An 18,528-nucleotide genomic window follows, 5' to 3' on the forward strand; every position below is an offset into this window, starting at 1 on the left:
CTCCTGAGAAAAAAATATTAGGGCAACGCAGTTATTCTAGATTGTAGAAACAGCGTTGTGTCCTAATGTTTAGGAATTAAAAATTATAACTAATCATCAACTTTTATGATTGGGTAGACATGGTTATCAGCTTCATCAAATAAACTTACAGGGTGTTTCTCGGTAGCATCAAGGCGTAACTGAAAACCATATTTGTCAAGAAAAGTTAATTCCTTGTCATTTAATTTTATTATTTTTCCAGGCAGTTTACGACCATCAATGAGTATGTTCAGGGTGGAACTAACCTCAAGTATGTGGCATTTTCCACTGAGATCGTCAGTAAATGACCATTTTCCCACATAGAAATTAGTCAAATAATTTGTGGCTGATTTCTTTTTAAATAAAGTGAGAGGGTTGAAACGGCTGCGCAGGTCGAATCCTGAAGTAGCATAGTGTTTGTGACTCATTGATAATTGCGCTCCTCTCATTAATCTAAAAATAGTTTTGATTGATTCAAGATATAATATAACATTTAAGTGCTAAATAGAGTAGTATTTAAACAGATTTTAACAACATTATATTCTTTTTGAAATAAGACTGTATTATATGAAAGATTTTGATAACAATTGAATTATAGTAAAGATTCTTTTGGTATAAAATGGCTAACTATTAATACTTGGATATACTCTATCTGCTTTTTTTGCTACAATAGCCTTAAGAAAGCGATTCATAAAGGAGGAGTATTCATGCTGAAGTTAGGTGTTATCGGTACAGGAGGGATTACAAAACAGTTCATTGAAGCGACACAAGAAAATGGTTCTTGGAAACTGACGAGTGTCTTTTCACGTTCTCTTGAAAAGGCAGAACAATTTGGACATGAGTTTTCAAAAAATGTTAGGGGATATCGAGATCTACACCAATTTTTTTCCGAAGGAGATTTTGATGTTGTTTATATTGCATCTCCCAATAGCTTACATTTTGAGCAAAGTAGACAGGCGATTTTAGCAGGAAAACATGTGATTGTTGAGAAGCCAGCTTGTTCAAATCCTTCTGAGATGAAAGTCTTACAAAGGTTGTTACGTAGATATAATAATGTTTATTACTTTGAAGCAGCAAGACATTTTCATGAGCCTAATTTTTTAAAGATCAAAGAAACAATTAAACAAATGGATGTTATCCAAGGTGCCACACTAACTTATATGAAGTATTCCTCAAAATATGACGATTTTCTTACAGGCAATGAACCGAATGTTTTTTCACTGAATTTTTCAGGTGGTGCATTACAAGACCTAGGAGTTTACCTTATATATGATGCTGTTAGTTGGTTTGGAATTCCCAACAGTGTAAGCTACAAAGCAACCAAATTGCGCAATGGAATTGATGGCAAAGGAGTTGCATTGTTGAATTATCAAGATTTTACTGTGACTTTGAATGTAGGTAAGACTGCCAATTCGTATTTGCCCAGTGAGGTTTACGGTCTTAAAGAAACGCTTGTCATGGATAACGCAGCAGATCTTACCGATATTCAACTAATTAATGGATCTGAAAAACAAAATTTGACACAAAAAAGTGCTGTGAATCCGATGACAGCTGAGGTTGCGGCTTTTACAAGTATTTTACAGAAGCCGTTATCACTGGATAATAAGCAAAAAATGGAAGATTGGTTAGCCGTTAGTGTACAAGTTAATCGAGTGATATATGACCTAAGATTAAGTGAAAAAATTGTTTTTAGGGCAGACAAAGAATTTAGATAGAGGGAAAAGTTGAAATATGCAATTACTAAAAAAATACAGCTTTTACCAGAGTCTGAGAAGAGGATAAAATGAATTCAATATTTGAAAATAATTTTAAAGAACACGGATTTACGAAACAAACACTGATTCAAGAACAGGTGTATGAACCGTTAAAAGAAGGAAAAAGTGTGTTAGGACTTGCACCAACAGGATCCGGTAAAACCTTGGCCTATTTATTACCTCTTTTTGAAAGAATTGATAAGGCACAAGGAGTCCAGTTGGTAATAGTTGCACCATCGCAGGAATTAGCTGCACAAATTACCGAAGTGGCACGACAATGGGCTAAACTAGTAGACTTAAAAGTCCTTTCATTAATTGGCGGTGCGAATGTAAAGCGGCAAATTGAGAAGTTGAAGAAGTCACCTGAAATTGTAATTGGAACACCAGGTAGAATGCTTGAATTAACTGAAAGTAAGAAGTTGAAGCTGCATAATGCTAAGGCGTTTGTTTTTGACGAAGCAGATGACTTATTAACCGAACAAACTTTAGTTGCATGTCGTTCATTATTGAGTCATGCTCCTGGAATTATTCAACTTGCCTTTTTCTCGGCCACTAAGTCGGATATGTTTGATAAATTACATCAATGGTTTGGAACTGAGGTTGAAGTTTTTGATGTTAGAGCAGATGATCAAACTCAAGGAAAAGTAGAACATTTCTTGGTAGAAACACCTGTTAGGAAACGAATTGATACTTTGCGTAAACTTTCAAACCTTGAAGGATTCAGTGCTCTCGTATTCTTCAAAAAAGTTACCGAAATTGAAAATGCGGCAGATAAACTCAACTACTTGGGTGTTAAAGTGGCAGTGTTGGAAGGACAACAGCGCCAGGTAGAACGTGAAAAAGCTTTACGCCAACTACGTAAAGGAGAGATTAGTCTCTTGTTAACGACAGATGTTGCAGCCCGTGGGCTTGACATTGAAGAACTTCCTGCAGTTATTAATTATGATTTACCGAAAGATAGCAATACTTACATTCACCGTGTTGGGCGAACAGGTAGAATGGGTGCAAGTGGAACTGTAATCAATCTGGGTAATGAACATGATTTGCGGAATTTTCGTCAATTAGTGCAATCTGAAAAATATGAATTGCACTTTGGAGCTGTTTATCGTGGAAGTTTGTTGCGGATAGAAGAATTACCAGAAGATGTGAAAGAAGGTCAACCGGCTAAATCACAAGTTGAGACTGTGCCCCGTAAGAAGAAAAAAATAGCAGCACCTGTTGTAACAGAGAAAAAAAGACATAAAAAAAGAAAGAGGGATCAATTGAATAAAGGAAAAAGACGTAAGAAAGAAGATTTATAAGAGTAGTGATAATGTTAGTGTGTGCTAACTAAAAGAGGTTATCCTCAACTAATTGTTAGTGCATAGTTACTAGTATAGTCGACTATTGACTTTAAGGGAGGATCTTCATATACTTATATAGTTGGTATTTTGCCTATATTGGTATGCGCTTGTAGCTCAGCAGGATAGAGCAACCGCCTCCTAAGCGGTAGGTCATCGGTTCGATTCCGATCAAGCGCATTTTTATAAAGAGTTTAAAATGGAAATAATGAATTAATGATAGTTTTAGGTTACTTAAAAGGTTAAGGAAAATTAATAAATATCATTTAATAGAGCTGTGTCAAAAGTTAAATTTCGTCCCAGCCTCGCCAATTATTTCGTGTAAATATGTTCCATAACTCAAGTCAATTGTTATGAGGTGTTGATATTCTCAGCACTTCTATTTTTTTACACTAATTACTATTTTTTTAATACATTTAATTTAAGGACTATACAAGTGCAATTAATTTTGGTAAGTTGGAATAGTTTTGAAAAAAGCATAAGTTTCATAAAGGAGAGTAAGTAATGACAAAAACAGTATACTTTGGAGCTGGTTGGTTTACTCCTGCACAAAAAAAGTCCTATAAAATAGCAATGGAATCTTTGAAAATTAATATAAGTGTTGATTTGGAGCATTCATATGTTCCATTAGAGCATCAATATAAAAATATTCGTGTAGATGAACATCCTGAATATCTTCATGATAAAGAATGGGCGATAGCAACATTCAACGGCGACATAGTGGGAATAAAAAGTTCAGATGTAGCATTATTTACATATCTCCCACTCCAAGAAGATATTGGTTGTGGGGTTGAATTAGGATATGCGAAGGCTATCAATAAATTTATTGTAGTTGCAATCCCAGATGAAGAGTGGGGTAAACCAATTAATCTTATGTCATTTGGTGCGGCCGATATTTTTATCAAGTTAAGTGATCTAAAAAAATATGATTTTACAAAACCATCATTTAATTATTATGAGGGTGCAGTTTATTGAATGTATTAAGTAATGGAAAATGTAACTAAAAAATAAATTCTATTAGCAATAAAAAATAAAAAACCCTACAATTGTTAGACAAAAAAGTTTAATAATTGTAGGGCTTTTTTTAGGATTAATTTATATTATAGTAAAATTTGTTTTTTAATTATATATTTTTGTGTGTAAAACCCAGAAAAGAGATATTGAGATTATTCAGCCCAATTACCATTTCTAAATACAGGAACACGGGTACCATCTGATCGAATACCATCAATATTCATATCAGGTGAGCCAACCATGAAATCAACATGAGTTTGGCTAATATTGAGATGTGCTTCTTTTAGCTCTGTGGTTGACATCTTGGTACCACCAATTACTGAAAACGGATAGGCTGATCCAAGAGCCAAATGGTTGCTTGCATTTTCATCAAAAAGCGTATTAAAAAAGGTTATTCCTGATTGTGAGATCGGGGAAGCATCTGGAACTAATGCAACTTCACCTAGGGAACGAGCACCTTCATCAGTTTCTAGCAAGTGCTGCAATGAATCTAAGCCATGTGCAGCTTCAGCATTGATAACCTGACCATCTTTGAATATTAGTTTAATTTTTTCAATTATTTTACCACCATAACTGAGAGGCTTTGTTGAGGATACATAGCCATTGATTCGAGTTGTATCAGCAGCACTAAAGACTTCTTCAGAAGGCATATTCGCCATAAACGAAATTCCTTGCGTATTAAGGCTGCTGGCACCTTCCCAGTGATGATTTTTTGGTAAACCAATTGTTAAATCTGTTATAGGAGAAAGGTAGTGCAAGGCAGTGAATTGTTGTTCATTTAACCAAGCTGCTTTGTTATGAAGATTATAGTCATGTTGTTGCCAAGCTTTAACGGGATCTTTTTGGTTTATCCGAGTTGTTTTAAAGATTTCTTCCCATAAGCGTTCAGTTGCAGCGGTATCTGAAAGATTAGGGAATACCGCTTTTGCCCATGCAGTATCAGCTGCTGCAACAACTGTCCAACTTAAATCATTATTTTGTGTTGCTTGTCTAACCCTTTGCAATTTTTCTCCCATTGCCTTTTGATATGCCGCAATTTTGTTGGAGTTAACGCCCGCATATGCACTTGGATCTTCTGAAATTACTGAAATTCGAGCAGCTTTGTTATCAACGATGTAATCTGCTTCAGCACCAAGATAGTTCGGGATATTGGTTAATCGGTTATCAGTTGTGTTCTCTAAGAATTCACGTTGAATAAAAGTATCGTTCCATTTGACTATGACTTCACTTGCACCAGCTTTGTATGCTTCTTTGACAAGTAAGTGGGCAAATTCTTGTTGATTAACTGAAATATACAAAACAGCAATTTGATTGATTTGTATATTTACACCAACTTTAATAATTAATTCTGCATATTTTTGAAGATTGTTTTTAAAGTTTTTTATTGTCATTTGCATGCTCCTTTTAATTGAATTAGCTTATGATATCATATCTTTGTAATAACGTTTGTCTAGAGTTACTCATTATAAGAAAAAATACTGATAGTTCCTATTAAGTTAAGCTAAACTACTTGAATTATTGTATCAGTAAGCTTTTGTTTGTAGTACAATTAAGGCATCGATAAGATAATATGAGGTGGATATTTTTTGAAAAAATTAAGAGTAATGACGGTTTTTGGAACTAGACCTGAGGCTATTAAGATGGCACCTGTGATATTAGAATTGAAAAAGCAAGAAAAGCAATTTGACGCCATAACTGTAGTGACGGCTCAACATCGTGAAATGTTGGATCAAGTAATGGCAATTTTTAATATTGTTCCAGATTATGATCTTGACATTATGAAGAAAAATCAAACATTAGGAGATATTACTGCTAATGTTTTGAAACTCTTGGATGGGGTATTAGAGAAGGAGAAGCCGGATATAGTTTTGGTGCACGGAGATACAACAACGACTTTTGCTGCAGGAATAGCAACTTTTTATCGGCAAATCCCATTAGGACATGTGGAAGCAGGTTTACGAACTTGGGATAAGTATTCTCCTTACCCAGAAGAAATGAACCGGCAGATGACTGATGTTTTAAGTGATTTGTATTTTGCTCCTACTAATCAAAGTAAAAATAATCTGCTTATGGAAAATCATAAAGACAAGCAAATATTTATAACTGGTAATACGGCGATTGATGCACTTAAAGAGACTGTGACAAATAATTATCAGCACCAAGTGTTGGATGACATAGACGAAAAAAACAAACTAATATTATTAACAATGCATCGCAGAGAAAATCTGGGGAAACCAATGGAACAGGTTTTTAAGGCTGTGCATAAGATTATTGAACAAAATCAAGATGTTGAGATAGTTTATCCAATGCATTTGAATCCGAAGGTTAGAGAAATTGCTAAACGTATTCTTGGAAACACTGCAAGAATACATTTAATTGAACCATTGAATGTCGTGGATTTTCATAATCTTTGTGCAAAAAGCTATTATATAATGACTGATTCAGGTGGTGTTCAAGAAGAGGCTCCAGCACTGCAAAAACCGGTACTAGTTTTGCGAGATACAACTGAAAGACCAGAGGGTGTTGAAGCTGGGACATTAAGGTTAGTTGGAACAAGTCAAGCTGAAGTTGAAAAAAATATGGATTTATTGTTGAATAACGAGAAAATTTATCAAGAAATGGCAAAGGCGAAAAATCCTTATGGTGATGGTCATGCAAGTGAACGAATTTTGAAGGCAATTAGCTATTACTTTGGGGAAGAGATTACACGACCAGCTGACTTTTAAGCAACAGTTGGATCTGTAGGGGGAGATATTATGGTAGAAAAGGTTGATCGCTTCGGATTTAAGAATGAAGAACAAGTATTTCATCGTTATTTTCCGGTGTACACAGTGGCTTTGCGTTATTATCCAGAGATATATTCTCTTCTTGAAAAAAGTCCAGATTTAGAGAATCCAAGAACCATTTCTTCGAATTTTAATATTATTTTTGCCATCATTAGATATCAATCAATGGTAAAAAATCTTGTTAACCTACAGGCCGTTAGTGAGATTGAGGAAGATGTTTCGCAAGAAGTTAATGAATTGCGTAAAGTAATTGATACACTTGATAAGCTTAAATATCAGATTGCGCATAATCCAGCTTCAGTGAAAAAAGCAATTTTAGTTAAAGACAAAATTTTAGATTTTAAGAATTTCAGTAAAAAAGAATAAAAATTAGTGCTGCTTTTCTATTGGAAAAGTGCGCACTAATTTTTTTATACAAACTGAGGAGAATGGATATGAATAAAGACGAAAAAATTAAAATATTGCGTGATCTGATAAAAATCAAGTCAGTGAACGGTAATGAGGCAAAAATAACAGATTATTTGGTAAAAATATTTGAAAACCAAAATATCAAAGTGCAGCCAGACTATTTTGATGAAAATAGTGCAAATTTTGTTGCGGAGATTGGTGAAGGAAAGGGGCCAGTACTCTGTTTTGAAGGTCATCAAGATACAGTAGCAATTGGCGATGAAAAACAATGGGAACATAATCCTTTTGAAGCTGAAGTAGTTGGTGATAATATTTATGGGCGAGGTGCGGCTGATATGAAGAGCGGCTTAGCTGCAGCGGTAATCGCACTGATTGAATTAAATGAAAAGGAAAGAATTCCTGGCAAAATAAAACTAATAGCAACCGCGGGTGAAGAGTTTGGTGCAAAGGGAGCATATCGGCTAGTTGAAAGCAATGTGTTGGATGAGGTCTCAGCAATGGTTGTTGGAGAACCTACTGCCGGACGGGTTGTTCATGCACACTCAGGATCATTAAATTACCGAATTAAAAGCTTTGGCAAAGCCGTTCATAGTTCAATTCCCGAAAGAGGGATCAATGCAATTACTGGATTAAATTATTTTATTAATGCTGAACAAAGAATTTTTGCAAATACCCCGCTTGATCCTGTTTTGGGAGAGTTTAAGCATAGCATTACTACAATTAAAGGGGGAAGCCAGGTCAATATAGTTCCCGATTATGCGGAATTATATGGTAATATTCGGCCAACCATGGTACTGGGTAACCAAAAGGTTAAAGAAATACTTACTAAAGTGATTAAAGAATTAAATGAAGAACATAAATTAAGGTTGGAACTTGAAATAGTTCATGATTTCTTCCCTATGAGTACACCAGCGGAGAGTATTTTTGTGAAGCAAGTGGTTAAAGCTGCAAGCGAAAATTTTGGCTCCAAAGCATCACTAGGAATTATTAATGGTGCGACAGATGCAAGTGTTTATGTAAAGAAATATTCAAAACTTCCGGTTGTTGTGCTAGGACCTGATACTTGGAAAATAGCACATCAGACAGATGAAATGACTAGTATTACAAGTTATATGAATACAATTGAAACATACAAAAAAATAGCCAGACTCTTTTTTGAATAAATATAATCTTTATTCAAGTATCAATCGTCAAAAATTATAATTCTAGTTATGATCAGTATCTAATTCGCAAAAGTGGGGTATGTTAGTATGAAATATAAATATGAGATAATATATCCTAAAGCCGAAGTAACTAAAGTAACACCAGTTGTTATGACACTGCATGGGATGGGAGCATCTTATCTTGATTTAAGACCATTGGTTTCGGTTTTTGGAAAAAATGTGATTGAGTTGCATTTACAAGGTGATCTGAATTATAGGGGTGGATATGCATACTTTACTCCTGAATTTGGGAAAAAAGCGGAGATAGACGTCATTGGCAATGTTGTAAAAAACATTCATGATCAGGTTCAGGAAATTTTGAAACAAAAAAAATTACAAAATAATCCGTTATTCAGCCTAGGCTTTAGCCAAGGGGCAATAATTAATACGGGATTAAGTATTTTTTATCCAAATTGGTTAGATGTAGTGGTGATACTTAGTGCAAGATTACCTGCATTCTATATTGAAGAGGCTGATAAAAACCTTGTAGGAAGAAAGATAAGTACGAAAATATTTATTTCTCAGGGACAAAAGGATACATTGTTTAAACCAAAAATTGGACGTGAAATTGCGACTTTCTTTAGACAATACGCAAGTAGTGTTGAATATCATGAATACCCTAGTGGACATACCGTAAACTGTAATACTCCACAGGATATAAATGATTGGGTTAATGAAGTTTACTTTGCAAAATAGAACTAGAACACGTTTATATGAAATAATTAGCACGGCGGGGTCAAAATTAACTTTTGGCACGGCCTTTTTATTTTGTAATTACTAGATATTAAATTTTAGGAAACTTTTTTATTAAGCTATTCTCATGGTATCATTAGGGTGAGTAGAATTTGATAGGGGTGTAATATATGAAAAAAGGTAAAATTATTGCAATTGTTGTTGCAGTTGCTCTTCTAGTAATAATTATTGTTAGTGGGGTATTTTTAACGATTAAAAGTCAAATACATAATACTGTTAAAGGTACGCAGACTACAGAATACATAACGCAAAAGGCACAGCAGGTGACAGCGTTGACATTGAGCGGACATATCAGTCCAAAGCAGGAACGTGATTTCACGGTTACTAGCAAAGAACTGTCTGAAATGAAAGTAAATGACGGACAACAAGTTACACAAGGGCAAGTGTTATACACTACCTATAATGAAGCGAACGCAACTGAATTAACTGAACTTAAAACAACGTTAGCTAAAGATCAACGTGATAAGAATCAAGCAACTCAGAAACTTCAGACGGCAAAAATAACTTTGAGTAAAATACAAAAAGATGATGATGGGTATAGCGATGCACAGGATGCAGTCACAAGTGCAACCAATGACTTGGATGATCTTAATGATAGTATTTCTAGTACACAAACAAAAATTAATCAACTCAGTGGCAAAGTTTCTCCTAGTATAACGGCGCCCTTTGCGGGTAATGTAACTGTAAACTATGATAATAATGGAAGTGCAAAAGTAACTGTCTCATCAACTGTGATGCAGGCAACGGCACAGGTTTCCGAATATGATTATAGTAAAGTAAAAGTGGGAGATAGTATTACAGTTAAGGCAGTTGCAACAAACAACAGTCAAAAGGCTGTAATTTCACTTGTATCACTTCACCCAGTAAGTACTAATAGTTCTGCCGGTTCAAAATATGATGTTTACGCAACAATTGAGGGATCAAATTTTATTGATGGTCAAACAATTAAAATAAGTATCCCACAGAATGGAATTGTTATTCCAAAATCAAGTCTGTTTAATGGCAAAGTCTTCGTAATTAAGAATAAAAAAGTTAGTGTTAAGAAAGTCGTTGGAACTACCAAAGATGGTAGTTTTGTAGTGACTTCTGGTTTAGACGCGGGTGAAAAAGTTGTGACTAATCCTGATAGTAAGCTCAAAGAGGGGGAGAAGTGGCCACAATGATATCGCTGAATAATATTAATAAATACTATAAACAAGGTAGTCAGCAAGTTCATATTCTCCATGATATCTCACTTGATATTGAACAGGGAGAGTTTGTTGGTATCATGGGGCAGTCAGGTTCTGGTAAATCGACTTTAATTAATATTATCGGCTTCTTAGATCGTGAATATCAAGGCAATTATATTTTTAAGGGAGAGAAGGTTAGTAATTATAGTAATAAAAAACTGACTGGCTTACGTAATAAAAATGTTGGTTTTGTTTTTCAAAATTTTAAGTTAATCAAAAATCTAACCGTTGCTGAAAATGTTGCACTGCCATTAATATATGCAGGGGTCAAGAAAAAAGAAATAACACGCAAGATTACTGAGGTACTTGAAAAGGTCGGACTTGCTGGCTATGAAAAAAGTATACCAGCACAGCTTTCTGGTGGGCAGCAGCAACGTGTTTCGATTGCACGCGCAATTATTGGTAATCCAACATTCCTGATAGCTGATGAACCAACAGGTGCACTAGATAGCAAAACATCCGAAGAAATAATGAATTTGTTCAAGGAACTGAATGTGGTTAATAACACAACCATTATTATTGTGACTCATGATCCAACTGTTGGTCAGCAGATGGATCGGTTATTGACCATTCTTGATGGACGTTTGACTTCTGATACGGGGGCAGATAATAATGAAGTATAGTGATTTACTCAAAGTAGCTTTTAAATCCTTGCTGGCTAATAAGAGACGCAGTTTTTTGACAATGATTGGAATTGTTATTGGAATTGCCTCTGTGATAACTATTATTGCATTGGGAAATGGAGTTAAACAAAAAATGATTTCGGAGTTTAAGACTAGTAGTTCAGGTGAACAAACTACCGAAATTACCTTTAATGGGAAAGAAAATTCTGATACAGGTTTTACGACGGCAGATATTAAACAAATTAAGCAGCACTTTCCCCGTCAATTGGCACAAGCAGATTTCAAAAAAGATACCAGTAATATTTCTGTAAGTGATGCTAACGTCGGTAATGCTAGCATGGCTGGAAGTTTAACACTCCTGAAAAAACCTATGCCAGCAGATAAGTTAAGATATGGTAAAAATCTTTCGCAAGCAGATCTTGACCTTAATCAGCATGTTATCTTGCTGAGCCAACAGTACGCAAAGAAGGTCTACAAGTATGCCGGTAATGCGATTGGAACAGCTGTTAATATCAACGGTGTGTCTTATCGGGTTAAAGGAGTGTTTAAATCATCAAGCTATAATAAGTATAGCGCAGATTTTCTTCTCTCAAATAAGACCTATTACGCGGGTGTAAAGTTGAGTGGAGCCAATACATTAAAATTAACAGTTTCAAAAGGCTATGGTGCATCCAGTGTTACTAAGAAAGTTGTTAAATATCTTAAGAAACATGGTGAAAATCGTCATGTGGGCAGCTATTCTTATTTTGATGAAGGAGCAATATTAAAATCAATCTCGACTGTAATGGATGTTTTAACTTACTTTATTAGTGCTATTGCAGGAATTTCATTATTCATTGCTGGGATTGGGGTTATGAATATGATGTATATCTCTGTTTCAGAAAGAACACAAGAAATTGGAATCAGATTAGCCGTTGGGGCAACACAGAAGAATATTTTATGGCAATTTTTGCTTGAATCCATAATGTTGACTGTCGGTGGAGGAATTACAGGCTTTATGATTGGTTGGATGTTATCATCGCTCATTTCTTTGTTGATTCCGTATCATATCCATGCGATTGTCACCTTTGGGAATTTTTTGCTGGCTTTTGGAGTGTCAACAGCAGTAGGAATAATTTTTGGAATGTTACCTGCAACACAAGCAGCTAAGAGAAACTTAATTGATATTTTGCGTTAGGGCCTGGAAATAATAGTTCACAAATTAATTACTTTAATGAGTATTCTATCAAAAATAAAGGAGCAGATTAAAATTCTAATCTAGCTTCTTTTTTTTGGGGATAGATTATGTTTTGTATGGCATCATATCCACGTTAGTTAGTAGTTTTTTACAATAATAAAAATGTGATGGTACCCATTAACTTGACAATCGATATGAATTTGAATTATTATTCCCATATAGTGACACGGTGTCACCGAAAAGGAGGATGTTAAGTGGTTTTAGATACGTTTGAGAATTTGAACATTGAAAAGAAAAAAAGAATATTTCAGGCAATGCTAAATGAATTTGAAAATTATCCGTTACATCAGGCACAAGTAGCAAGAATCATTGATGAGGTTAAAATTTCAAGAGGAAGTTTTTACAAATACTTTAATGATATTAAGGATGCGTATTGGTACGTATATCAGGTTGCAATGAAAGAAATTCATGAGCAAAGTGAGTCTGAAAGGCAACATAAGGTTTCGTATCAAGAAATTGTACGTAATTTTGTAGAGCAAACGACAAACAGTCAGTATTTTAAATTTATCAAAATGCATCTTTGCATGAATGAAACATTACTTAAAAATGAAGCTCAGCAAACTTTTGAAAAACAACCAGTAAATTTTAAAGAATGGTCTGTAATGGTTTTATCTCACGAAGTTATCAGGCAAGTAATGCTTAATCCAGTTAATAAAGAGAAACTGCTAGATTATTTTAATGAGGCTGTAAAAAAAATAGAGAAGGAGGACTAGAATATGTTTCTCGCATGGAAAGAAATGCGTTACGAGAAGTTGAGATATACGCTGATTATTGCAATGATTGTTTTAATAAGTTATTTAATATTCATTTTAACTAGTTTGGCGCAGGGATTGGCAAGGCAAAATACCGATGCTATTAAATCATGGGACATTCAAAGCGTTGTCTTAAATGACAATGCAAATACAAGTATGACGCAATCAATAATTACAAAGTCACAATTAGCCAGCATTAAAAATAATAAAAAAATGGCAATTGTAACTCAAGTTCCAGTTGTAGTTCGTGATGATGGGAATAGAAAGATTAGCGCACAATTTGTGGGTATAAATAATAAACAATTTATCATGAAAAATTTGAAAATTACAGATGGAAAAAAGCCAATAAAAGCTAACGAAATCGTGGTAGATAGCGCTTTGAAACAATCAGGCTATCAAATAGGTGACAAAATTAAGTTAAATTCAGGGAAAACTGACTATGTAATAAGTGGTTTTGTAAACAATGCAAAGCTTAATATTTCTCCGGTTATCTATGGGAGTAACAAGGTGGCTAAATTACTAAAAAATGCAGGAGTAACTTTTGCAGCAAGTGCTGTTGTTTCGCAAGATGGTAAGGTGAAATTCAGTAATAATAGTGGTTTAAAAAATTATACAGTGGAACAATTTATAAAAAAACTCCCAGGATATTCTGCACAGACAACTACTTTTGTTTTTATGATAGGTTTCTTAATGATAATTTCACTAGTAGTCGTAGCTGTCTTTCTTTACATTTTGACAATGCAAAAATTGGAAAACTATGCCGTGTTGCGGGCTCAAGGTGTTCCAGTAGGTATACTTGTACGTGCTACAATTTCACAATCATTATTGATTGTCATCAGCGGACTGATAATTGGAACAATCTTTACAGGAGTAACTGCCAGTTTTATACCTGCGGCAGTCCCAATGTATTTTAGTGTTCCACTATTGAGTACCGTTGCCGCTGGTTTGGTTGTGGTTGCATTGCTAGGCGTGATAATTCCGATAAGAATTGTAACACGAGTTGATCCAGTGACTGTGATTGGAGGGTAGATGATGGAAAGCATTATTCTAAAAGGTATTAATAAATATTTTGGTGAGAAGAAAAATAAGATTCAAGTTTTAAATAATATTAATTTTGCGGCACAAAAAGGTGAGCTATGTTTAGTGTTGGGACCTTCTGGATCTGGTAAAAGCACGTTTTTAACAATTGCAGGTGGAATACAGACGCCATCATCTGGAAATGTGAGTATTGATAATGTGAGTCTAGTTGGATTGAAAGAAAAACAAAAAGAAAAACTAAGGTTAGAAAAGATTGGATTCGTGTTACAAAATTATAGCTTGGTTCCGTATCTTAAGGTTGAAGAACAATTTGAGTTGGCAAAGCGTGTCAAAAAAACAGGTAACTTAAATGAATCAGACTTCGATGAGGTGATTAAGCAATTAGGAATTGGCGACTTGTTAAGTCAGTATCCACGTGAATTATCAGGTGGTCAAAGACAACGGGTCGCAATTGCACGTGCGCTCTATACAAATCCTGCAATAATTTTTGCGGATGAACCAACTGCAGCTCTGGATTCGCAAAGAGTTGTTGAAGTGGGAAGATTGTTCAGAGATTTAGCACACAAAAAGGATAAATCGATTATTATTGTGACACATGATTTGCGCCTAAAAGAATTTGCTGATCAAATTTATGAGATTATGGATGGAAATTTAAAACAAGTTTAGCTAAGATGAAAGTAACAAGATACCAATGAAGAATTTTGACTTGCGGTACATGTTTATACGAAATAAAAAAGAGAGACTAAACCAAAATTTGACTTAGCCTCTCTTTTTTATCTTACATTAATTTTTTATTTAATGACTGATCTTAATACCAGCCATTAGTTTGCCAATGTTTAACAGCATTTTGCCATGAACCATAACGGCTGATGACATAATTATTAGCAACTAGTTCTTGGTTAGCAGCAGAGTAATCACCGTTTAAATAAGAAATTGAAAGTTGGTATTTACCGTAATACTGACCATTTTGAGCTGTATAAGAGCCACCTGACTCACGAGCAGCAATCCAAGCACGTGCAGCATCTTCAGCAGATGATGAAGAACTTGTAGTAGTTGTAGCTGTTGTAGTAGTGCTTGAGCTAGCAACCGTTGTAGTGTTTGAAGAACTTACAGCAGGTGTACTTGTAGTGGTGTTACTACTTGCAGCAGGTGTACTTGAAGAAGTATTTGTGCTTGTAGTAGTAGCTGTTGCTGTGTTAGCTGTGCTACCTGTACTTGTTCCGCCAATGTTTAGGGTTTGACCGACAACAATTACGTTAGCATCTTGTAAACTGTTTTGTTGTTTAATAGCATCAATTGTAGTGTTGTATTCACTGGCTAATTCAGAAACAGTATCCCCAGCCTTAACTGTAACAGTATCAGCATTTGCTGCCACTGTACCAGCTGTCAACATACCTGTAACTGTTGCAGCTGACAATAAAATTTTCTTAATATCCATAGTTGTATATTCACTCCTGTTTTTTGTCTCGTAGCATTTGCTACACTTCTCGCGATTGATATTATCAAATCGCATCAACAGTGATTAGTATATATACTGAACATGACAGAGAAATAGCAGATCTGTTACTATAAGGATGCTTTTTGTAATATTTTATCATTATTGTAATATATCGTAATATAAAAAAAGCTTTTTTTGAATAAAAAACAATAACTAACACTAAAGCACTGGCATTTATGAGACATTTGAGTAAATGTGACAAAAACAGAGGAAAAAACTTCCAAAAAAAAGAATATTCTTGTAAAAAAAATAAAAAAAAGTTTTTTTTTTCTCAATATCTGCTTTTTTTCTGTTTTTGAGTGATTAAATTACAAATATTGCAGCTCTTTGAAACATTTTTAGAAAAGTTTGCGGATTTTGAAAAAAATAACTAGAATTATTATCATAATTATCGTAGCAATCGTAATGTTAACCCATGCAATTGAACCTTTAGCAAATGGTAGAGCAACATTCATACCATAAAAGCCTGTAATAATAGTCGGAATTGTTAGAACAAGTGACCAAACAGTTAGGAACCGCATAACGTCATTTAAATTATTGTTGAGCAAATTATTCGAGGTTGTAGATATGCGTTCGGTAACTTCTAATGCAATTTCAACTGTTTGTTCTGCTTGATGGACCTCAATGACAATATTATGCAATAGCTTTTTTTCTGTCTGCGATAATTTCCGTGAATTCTGGTTCTCGGTTATCTTTTCAAGAACCAAGAGATTTGTTTTAATACCACTGGCAAGATAAACAAGGCTACGTTCAACATTGGATAATTGAATTAGGTTCTGATTGCTTATTTTATGGAGATTACTTAAATAATAGTCACGTGTTTGGTTTAAAACGTCAATGGCATTTTGATAGTAAATAGAGATTTGGTAGAGAATCGTAAAAATCAAAGTTCTGATTGACGCGTCATAACATGTTGCTTTTGTAATAATTTTTTGAGCATCTATTTCTAAAGCTTTAGAGCGAAATGTAAAAACAGTATTTTTTTTTATTAAAAACGTAATTGGTTCCAAAACAAAGCTATTAACTGTGTCCTCTTTTTTTACTGGCAAATTATAAATTAGGATATTGATGTTTCCTTGTTGATCATAGCGAGCTCTTTCATGTTGGTCTGTTGCATATGCAATGTGTCGTGGATTGAGTTCATGATTTTCAATGAGAACATTTTTATCCGACTCATTAATGTCACAAACATCGAACCAGGTGAATGAATTTCTTTTTCCTTCTATTATATGTTTTATAATCATGGCAGTTACCTCTTAACTAGTTATTATGAAAAATCTTAGCATACTTTTTTTAATATGTACTTGATTTGGGCAAATTTTAAAGGAACGCTGAAAGAAAACGAGAAGTACGATATAATTAAAATAATAATGATGGAGGTGCTTTGATTGGGAAAGGTATTCTTGGTAAATGCAGGAAGTTCTTCAGTTAAGTGGAAATTATTTGAAGCAAGTGATGAGAGTGTTATTGCAAAGGGCCTTGTAGAACGAATAAATATGCCAGGCTCAGTGTTTGAAGTTAAATACGGTAGCGATAAATATGAGATTAAGATTAATAATTTATCTTACGAAAAAACTGCTGAGTTAATTTTTGAAAAGTTACAAGAACTTAAGATTATCAGTGATTTAGCTGAAATAGAGGCTGTTGGTCATCGGATTGTTGCTGGTGGTGAACAATTCAAGTCCGCAGTTGAGTTGACAGAGGATAATTTAAATAAGTTATCTAAAATGAAGGATTTTGCACCTTTACATAATCCGATGGAAATTAAATATGTGAAAATTATGCAGCACACACTACCAGAGATTCCACAATATGCGGTGTTTGATAGTCAATTTTTCACGGATTTACCTGAAAAAAATGCTATTTTTAGTATTCCATATAAATACACGAAAGAATTTGGAATTAGAAGATATGGTGAACACGGAATTAGCCATGAATATATTTCACATCGTGCAGCAGATTTACTGGATAAACCGCTTGAGTCGTTGAAAATGATAACACTTCATTTAGGCAGTGGGGCGTCTGTAGCAGCAGAAAAAGATGGAAAAGCGTTTGACACTTCAATGGGATTCACACCTTTGACAGGTCTGACCATGGGAACTCGTGCAGGAGATGTTGATCCTTCAATTATTCCATACTTAATGAAAAAGCTATCGTTAGATTTAGATGATATCTTGTTGATGCTGAACAAAGAATCTGGATTGTTAGGTGTCTCTGGATTATCTTCAGACATGCGGGATTTGTTGGCAAATTCTGAGCAAGAGCAGATAAAACTTGCTATTGATATTTTTATTAATCGAATAGTTAAGTATGTAGGAAGCTATTATGCTGAGTTAGGTGGCTTGGATGTACTAGTATTTGCTGGTGGAATTGGGGAAAACAATCGAGAATTACGGAAGATTATTGTTAAGAAACTCCAAGTGTTGGGATTGAAAATTAATCAAGAAGCTAATGAAGCCAATGCGGAAGGTGTAATATCAGCAAAAGATTCTGCTGCTAAAATAATGGTAGTTCCAACAAATGAAGAATTATCAATGGTTAGACAAATAACAGCCTTGCGAGATAAATAGAATTATATTTTAATCCTACTAAATAGATTTTAGAGAAGTATAGTTAGACAGAATCTAAGAATAAGCATTAAATTATAAATTGTTGGGAATAACGTGAACTTAGTTTTAAGTTAAAATTCATAATTATTTTTATGTGTTGCTATGGTATTGAAGAGATTGGGGAGCTGGGTCAAAAGTAAAATTTTGATTCAGTTCCTCTATTTATTCCGTATAAACGTGTTTTATAAGTCAAAATTGAGGATATATTCGTACCCGAAAATCTTGCCAGTTTTAATCCATAGAAACAAGCAATGAATTGAAGTATGT

18 protein-coding genes and 1 tRNA gene are annotated in these 18,528 nt (G+C 34.4%); 15 read left to right on the forward strand and 4 right to left on the reverse strand.

All coding sequences use genetic code 11. The features are described from left to right. Positions 1–89 precede the first annotated feature (89 nt). Entirely contained in the window at positions 90–446 is a 357-nt protein-coding gene (locus G6O70_RS04775) for a DUF4828 domain-containing protein (RefSeq protein WP_057868609.1), read from the reverse strand. Between the two features lie 279 nt (positions 447–725). Here G6O70_RS04775 and G6O70_RS04780 point away from each other — a divergent pair, with 279 nt between their 5' ends. From G6O70_RS04780 to G6O70_RS04795, 4 genes are all read left to right on the forward strand, one after another. Then, the gene (locus G6O70_RS04780) at positions 726–1,733 is read left to right on the forward strand and encodes a Gfo/Idh/MocA family protein (protein ID WP_057868608.1); all 1,008 of its coding nucleotides are present in this window, start codon (positions 726–728) and stop codon (positions 1,731–1,733) included. A gap of 68 nt (positions 1,734–1,801) precedes the next feature. Then, positions 1,802–3,073 carry a DEAD/DEAH box helicase gene (locus tag G6O70_RS04785; RefSeq protein ID WP_057868607.1) on the forward strand — a complete coding sequence of 424 codons (1,272 nt, stop codon included), beginning with the start codon at positions 1,802–1,804 and terminating at the stop codon, positions 3,071–3,073. Between the two features lie 145 nt (positions 3,074–3,218). Further along, positions 3,219–3,292, forward strand: a tRNA-Arg gene (locus G6O70_RS04790). A 324-nt stretch (positions 3,293–3,616) separates the two neighbouring features. Beyond that, complete coding sequence (locus G6O70_RS04795) at positions 3,617–4,087, forward strand: nucleoside 2-deoxyribosyltransferase (RefSeq protein ID WP_057868606.1); 471 nt, start codon at positions 3,617–3,619, stop codon at positions 4,085–4,087. Positions 4,088–4,278: 191 nt separating this feature from the next. Here G6O70_RS04795 and G6O70_RS04800 read toward each other — a convergent pair whose 3' ends face one another. Continuing rightward, positions 4,279–5,517 carry an aminopeptidase gene (locus G6O70_RS04800; RefSeq protein ID WP_057868605.1) on the reverse strand — a complete coding sequence of 413 codons (1,239 nt, stop codon included), beginning with the start codon at positions 5,515–5,517 and terminating at the stop codon, positions 4,279–4,281. Positions 5,518–5,712: 195 nt separating this feature from the next. Here G6O70_RS04800 and wecB point away from each other — a divergent pair, with 195 nt between their 5' ends. From wecB to G6O70_RS04850, 10 genes are all read left to right on the forward strand, one after another. Then, positions 5,713–6,852, forward strand: a complete 1,140-nt coding sequence (gene wecB / locus G6O70_RS04805) for a non-hydrolyzing UDP-N-acetylglucosamine 2-epimerase (protein ID WP_057868604.1) — start codon at positions 5,713–5,715, stop codon at positions 6,850–6,852. A gap of 30 nt (positions 6,853–6,882) precedes the next feature. Continuing rightward, the gene (locus G6O70_RS04810; protein ID WP_057868603.1) at positions 6,883–7,278 is read left to right on the forward strand and encodes a hypothetical protein; all 396 of its coding nucleotides are present in this window, start codon (positions 6,883–6,885) and stop codon (positions 7,276–7,278) included. Positions 7,279–7,346: 68 nt separating this feature from the next. Next, positions 7,347–8,483 (forward strand): ArgE/DapE family deacylase, encoded by a 1,137-nt coding sequence (locus G6O70_RS04815; protein ID WP_057868602.1) that lies wholly within the window; start codon positions 7,347–7,349, stop codon positions 8,481–8,483. 87 nt (positions 8,484–8,570) lie between these two features. Further along, a complete protein-coding gene (locus tag G6O70_RS04820; protein ID WP_057868601.1) occupies positions 8,571–9,218 on the forward strand; it encodes an alpha/beta hydrolase in 648 nt (215 codons plus the stop codon). 167 nt (positions 9,219–9,385) lie between these two features. Further along, on the forward strand, positions 9,386–10,438 hold the full coding sequence (locus G6O70_RS04825; RefSeq protein ID WP_057868600.1) for an efflux RND transporter periplasmic adaptor subunit: 1,053 nt from the start codon (positions 9,386–9,388) through the stop codon (positions 10,436–10,438). Continuing rightward, a complete protein-coding gene (locus G6O70_RS04830) occupies positions 10,435–11,127 on the forward strand; it encodes an ABC transporter ATP-binding protein (RefSeq protein ID WP_057868599.1) in 693 nt (230 codons plus the stop codon). The genes G6O70_RS04825 and G6O70_RS04830 overlap by 4 nt, the downstream gene beginning before the upstream one ends. Further along, positions 11,117–12,304: an ABC transporter permease gene (locus tag G6O70_RS04835; protein ID WP_057868598.1), complete on the forward strand. Its 1,188-nt coding sequence runs from the start codon at positions 11,117–11,119 to the stop codon at positions 12,302–12,304. Before G6O70_RS04830 ends, G6O70_RS04835 begins: the two co-directional genes overlap by 11 nt. A 254-nt stretch (positions 12,305–12,558) precedes the next feature. Continuing rightward, the gene (locus tag G6O70_RS04840; protein ID WP_057868597.1) at positions 12,559–13,077 is read left to right on the forward strand and encodes a TetR/AcrR family transcriptional regulator; all 519 of its coding nucleotides are present in this window, start codon (positions 12,559–12,561) and stop codon (positions 13,075–13,077) included. A gap of 3 nt (positions 13,078–13,080) precedes the next feature. Further along, the gene (locus G6O70_RS04845; protein WP_057868596.1) at positions 13,081–14,145 is read left to right on the forward strand and encodes an ABC transporter permease; all 1,065 of its coding nucleotides are present in this window, start codon (positions 13,081–13,083) and stop codon (positions 14,143–14,145) included. Positions 14,146–14,148: 3 nt separating this feature from the next. Then, positions 14,149–14,820, forward strand: coding sequence for an ABC transporter ATP-binding protein (locus G6O70_RS04850; RefSeq protein ID WP_057868595.1), 672 nt, complete (start codon positions 14,149–14,151; stop codon positions 14,818–14,820). A 142-nt stretch (positions 14,821–14,962) separates the two neighbouring features. On the opposite strand, the gene apf is transcribed toward G6O70_RS04850, so the two are convergent. Both apf and G6O70_RS04860 read right to left on the reverse strand, forming a co-directional pair. Beyond that, positions 14,963–15,592: an aggregation-promoting factor gene (gene apf, locus G6O70_RS04855; protein WP_057868594.1), complete on the reverse strand. Its 630-nt coding sequence runs from the start codon at positions 15,590–15,592 to the stop codon at positions 14,963–14,965. A 398-nt stretch (positions 15,593–15,990) separates the two neighbouring features. Beyond that, positions 15,991–16,896, reverse strand: a complete 906-nt coding sequence (locus tag G6O70_RS04860; protein ID WP_057868593.1) for a magnesium transporter CorA family protein — start codon at positions 16,894–16,896, stop codon at positions 15,991–15,993. 144 nt (positions 16,897–17,040) lie between these two features. Between G6O70_RS04860 and G6O70_RS04865 the strand changes: the two genes are divergently transcribed. Then, positions 17,041–18,222 (forward strand): acetate/propionate family kinase, encoded by a 1,182-nt coding sequence (locus G6O70_RS04865; protein ID WP_057868592.1) that lies wholly within the window; start codon positions 17,041–17,043, stop codon positions 18,220–18,222. The last annotated feature ends 306 nt before the right edge of the window (positions 18,223–18,528 follow it).

The sequence above is a fragment of the Liquorilactobacillus hordei DSM 19519 genome (genome assembly GCF_019443985.1).
GTDB lineage: Bacteria > Bacillota > Bacilli > Lactobacillales > Lactobacillaceae > Liquorilactobacillus > Liquorilactobacillus hordei.

Excerpts from the sequence above, each read along its gene's own strand:
- G6O70_RS04860 (WP_057868593.1), bottom strand. The coding sequence starts at position 16,896 with ATGATTATAAAACATATAATAGAAGGAAAAAGAAATTCATTCACCTGG.
- G6O70_RS04775 (WP_057868609.1), bottom strand. The coding sequence starts at position 446 with ATGAGTCACAAACACTATGCTACTTCAGGATTCGACCTGCGCAGCCGT.
- G6O70_RS04810 (WP_057868603.1), top strand. The coding sequence starts at position 6,883 with ATGGTAGAAAAGGTTGATCGCTTCGGATTTAAGAATGAAGAACAAGTA.
- G6O70_RS04850 (WP_057868595.1), top strand. The coding sequence starts at position 14,149 with ATGGAAAGCATTATTCTAAAAGGTATTAATAAATATTTTGGTGAGAAG.
- G6O70_RS04780 (WP_057868608.1), top strand. The coding sequence starts at position 726 with ATGCTGAAGTTAGGTGTTATCGGTACAGGAGGGATTACAAAACAGTTC.
- G6O70_RS04815 (WP_057868602.1), top strand. The coding sequence starts at position 7,347 with ATGAATAAAGACGAAAAAATTAAAATATTGCGTGATCTGATAAAAATC.
- G6O70_RS04825 (WP_057868600.1), top strand. The coding sequence starts at position 9,386 with ATGAAAAAAGGTAAAATTATTGCAATTGTTGTTGCAGTTGCTCTTCTA.
- G6O70_RS04785 (WP_057868607.1), top strand. The coding sequence starts at position 1,802 with ATGAATTCAATATTTGAAAATAATTTTAAAGAACACGGATTTACGAAA.
- G6O70_RS04830 (WP_057868599.1), top strand. The coding sequence starts at position 10,435 with ATGATATCGCTGAATAATATTAATAAATACTATAAACAAGGTAGTCAG.
- apf (WP_057868594.1), bottom strand. The coding sequence starts at position 15,592 with ATGGATATTAAGAAAATTTTATTGTCAGCTGCAACAGTTACAGGTATG.
- G6O70_RS04795 (WP_057868606.1), top strand. The coding sequence starts at position 3,617 with ATGACAAAAACAGTATACTTTGGAGCTGGTTGGTTTACTCCTGCACAA.
- G6O70_RS04800 (WP_057868605.1), bottom strand. The coding sequence starts at position 5,517 with ATGACAATAAAAAACTTTAAAAACAATCTTCAAAAATATGCAGAATTA.
- G6O70_RS04845 (WP_057868596.1), top strand. The coding sequence starts at position 13,081 with ATGTTTCTCGCATGGAAAGAAATGCGTTACGAGAAGTTGAGATATACG.
- G6O70_RS04820 (WP_057868601.1), top strand. The coding sequence starts at position 8,571 with ATGAAATATAAATATGAGATAATATATCCTAAAGCCGAAGTAACTAAA.
- G6O70_RS04835 (WP_057868598.1), top strand. The coding sequence starts at position 11,117 with ATGAAGTATAGTGATTTACTCAAAGTAGCTTTTAAATCCTTGCTGGCT.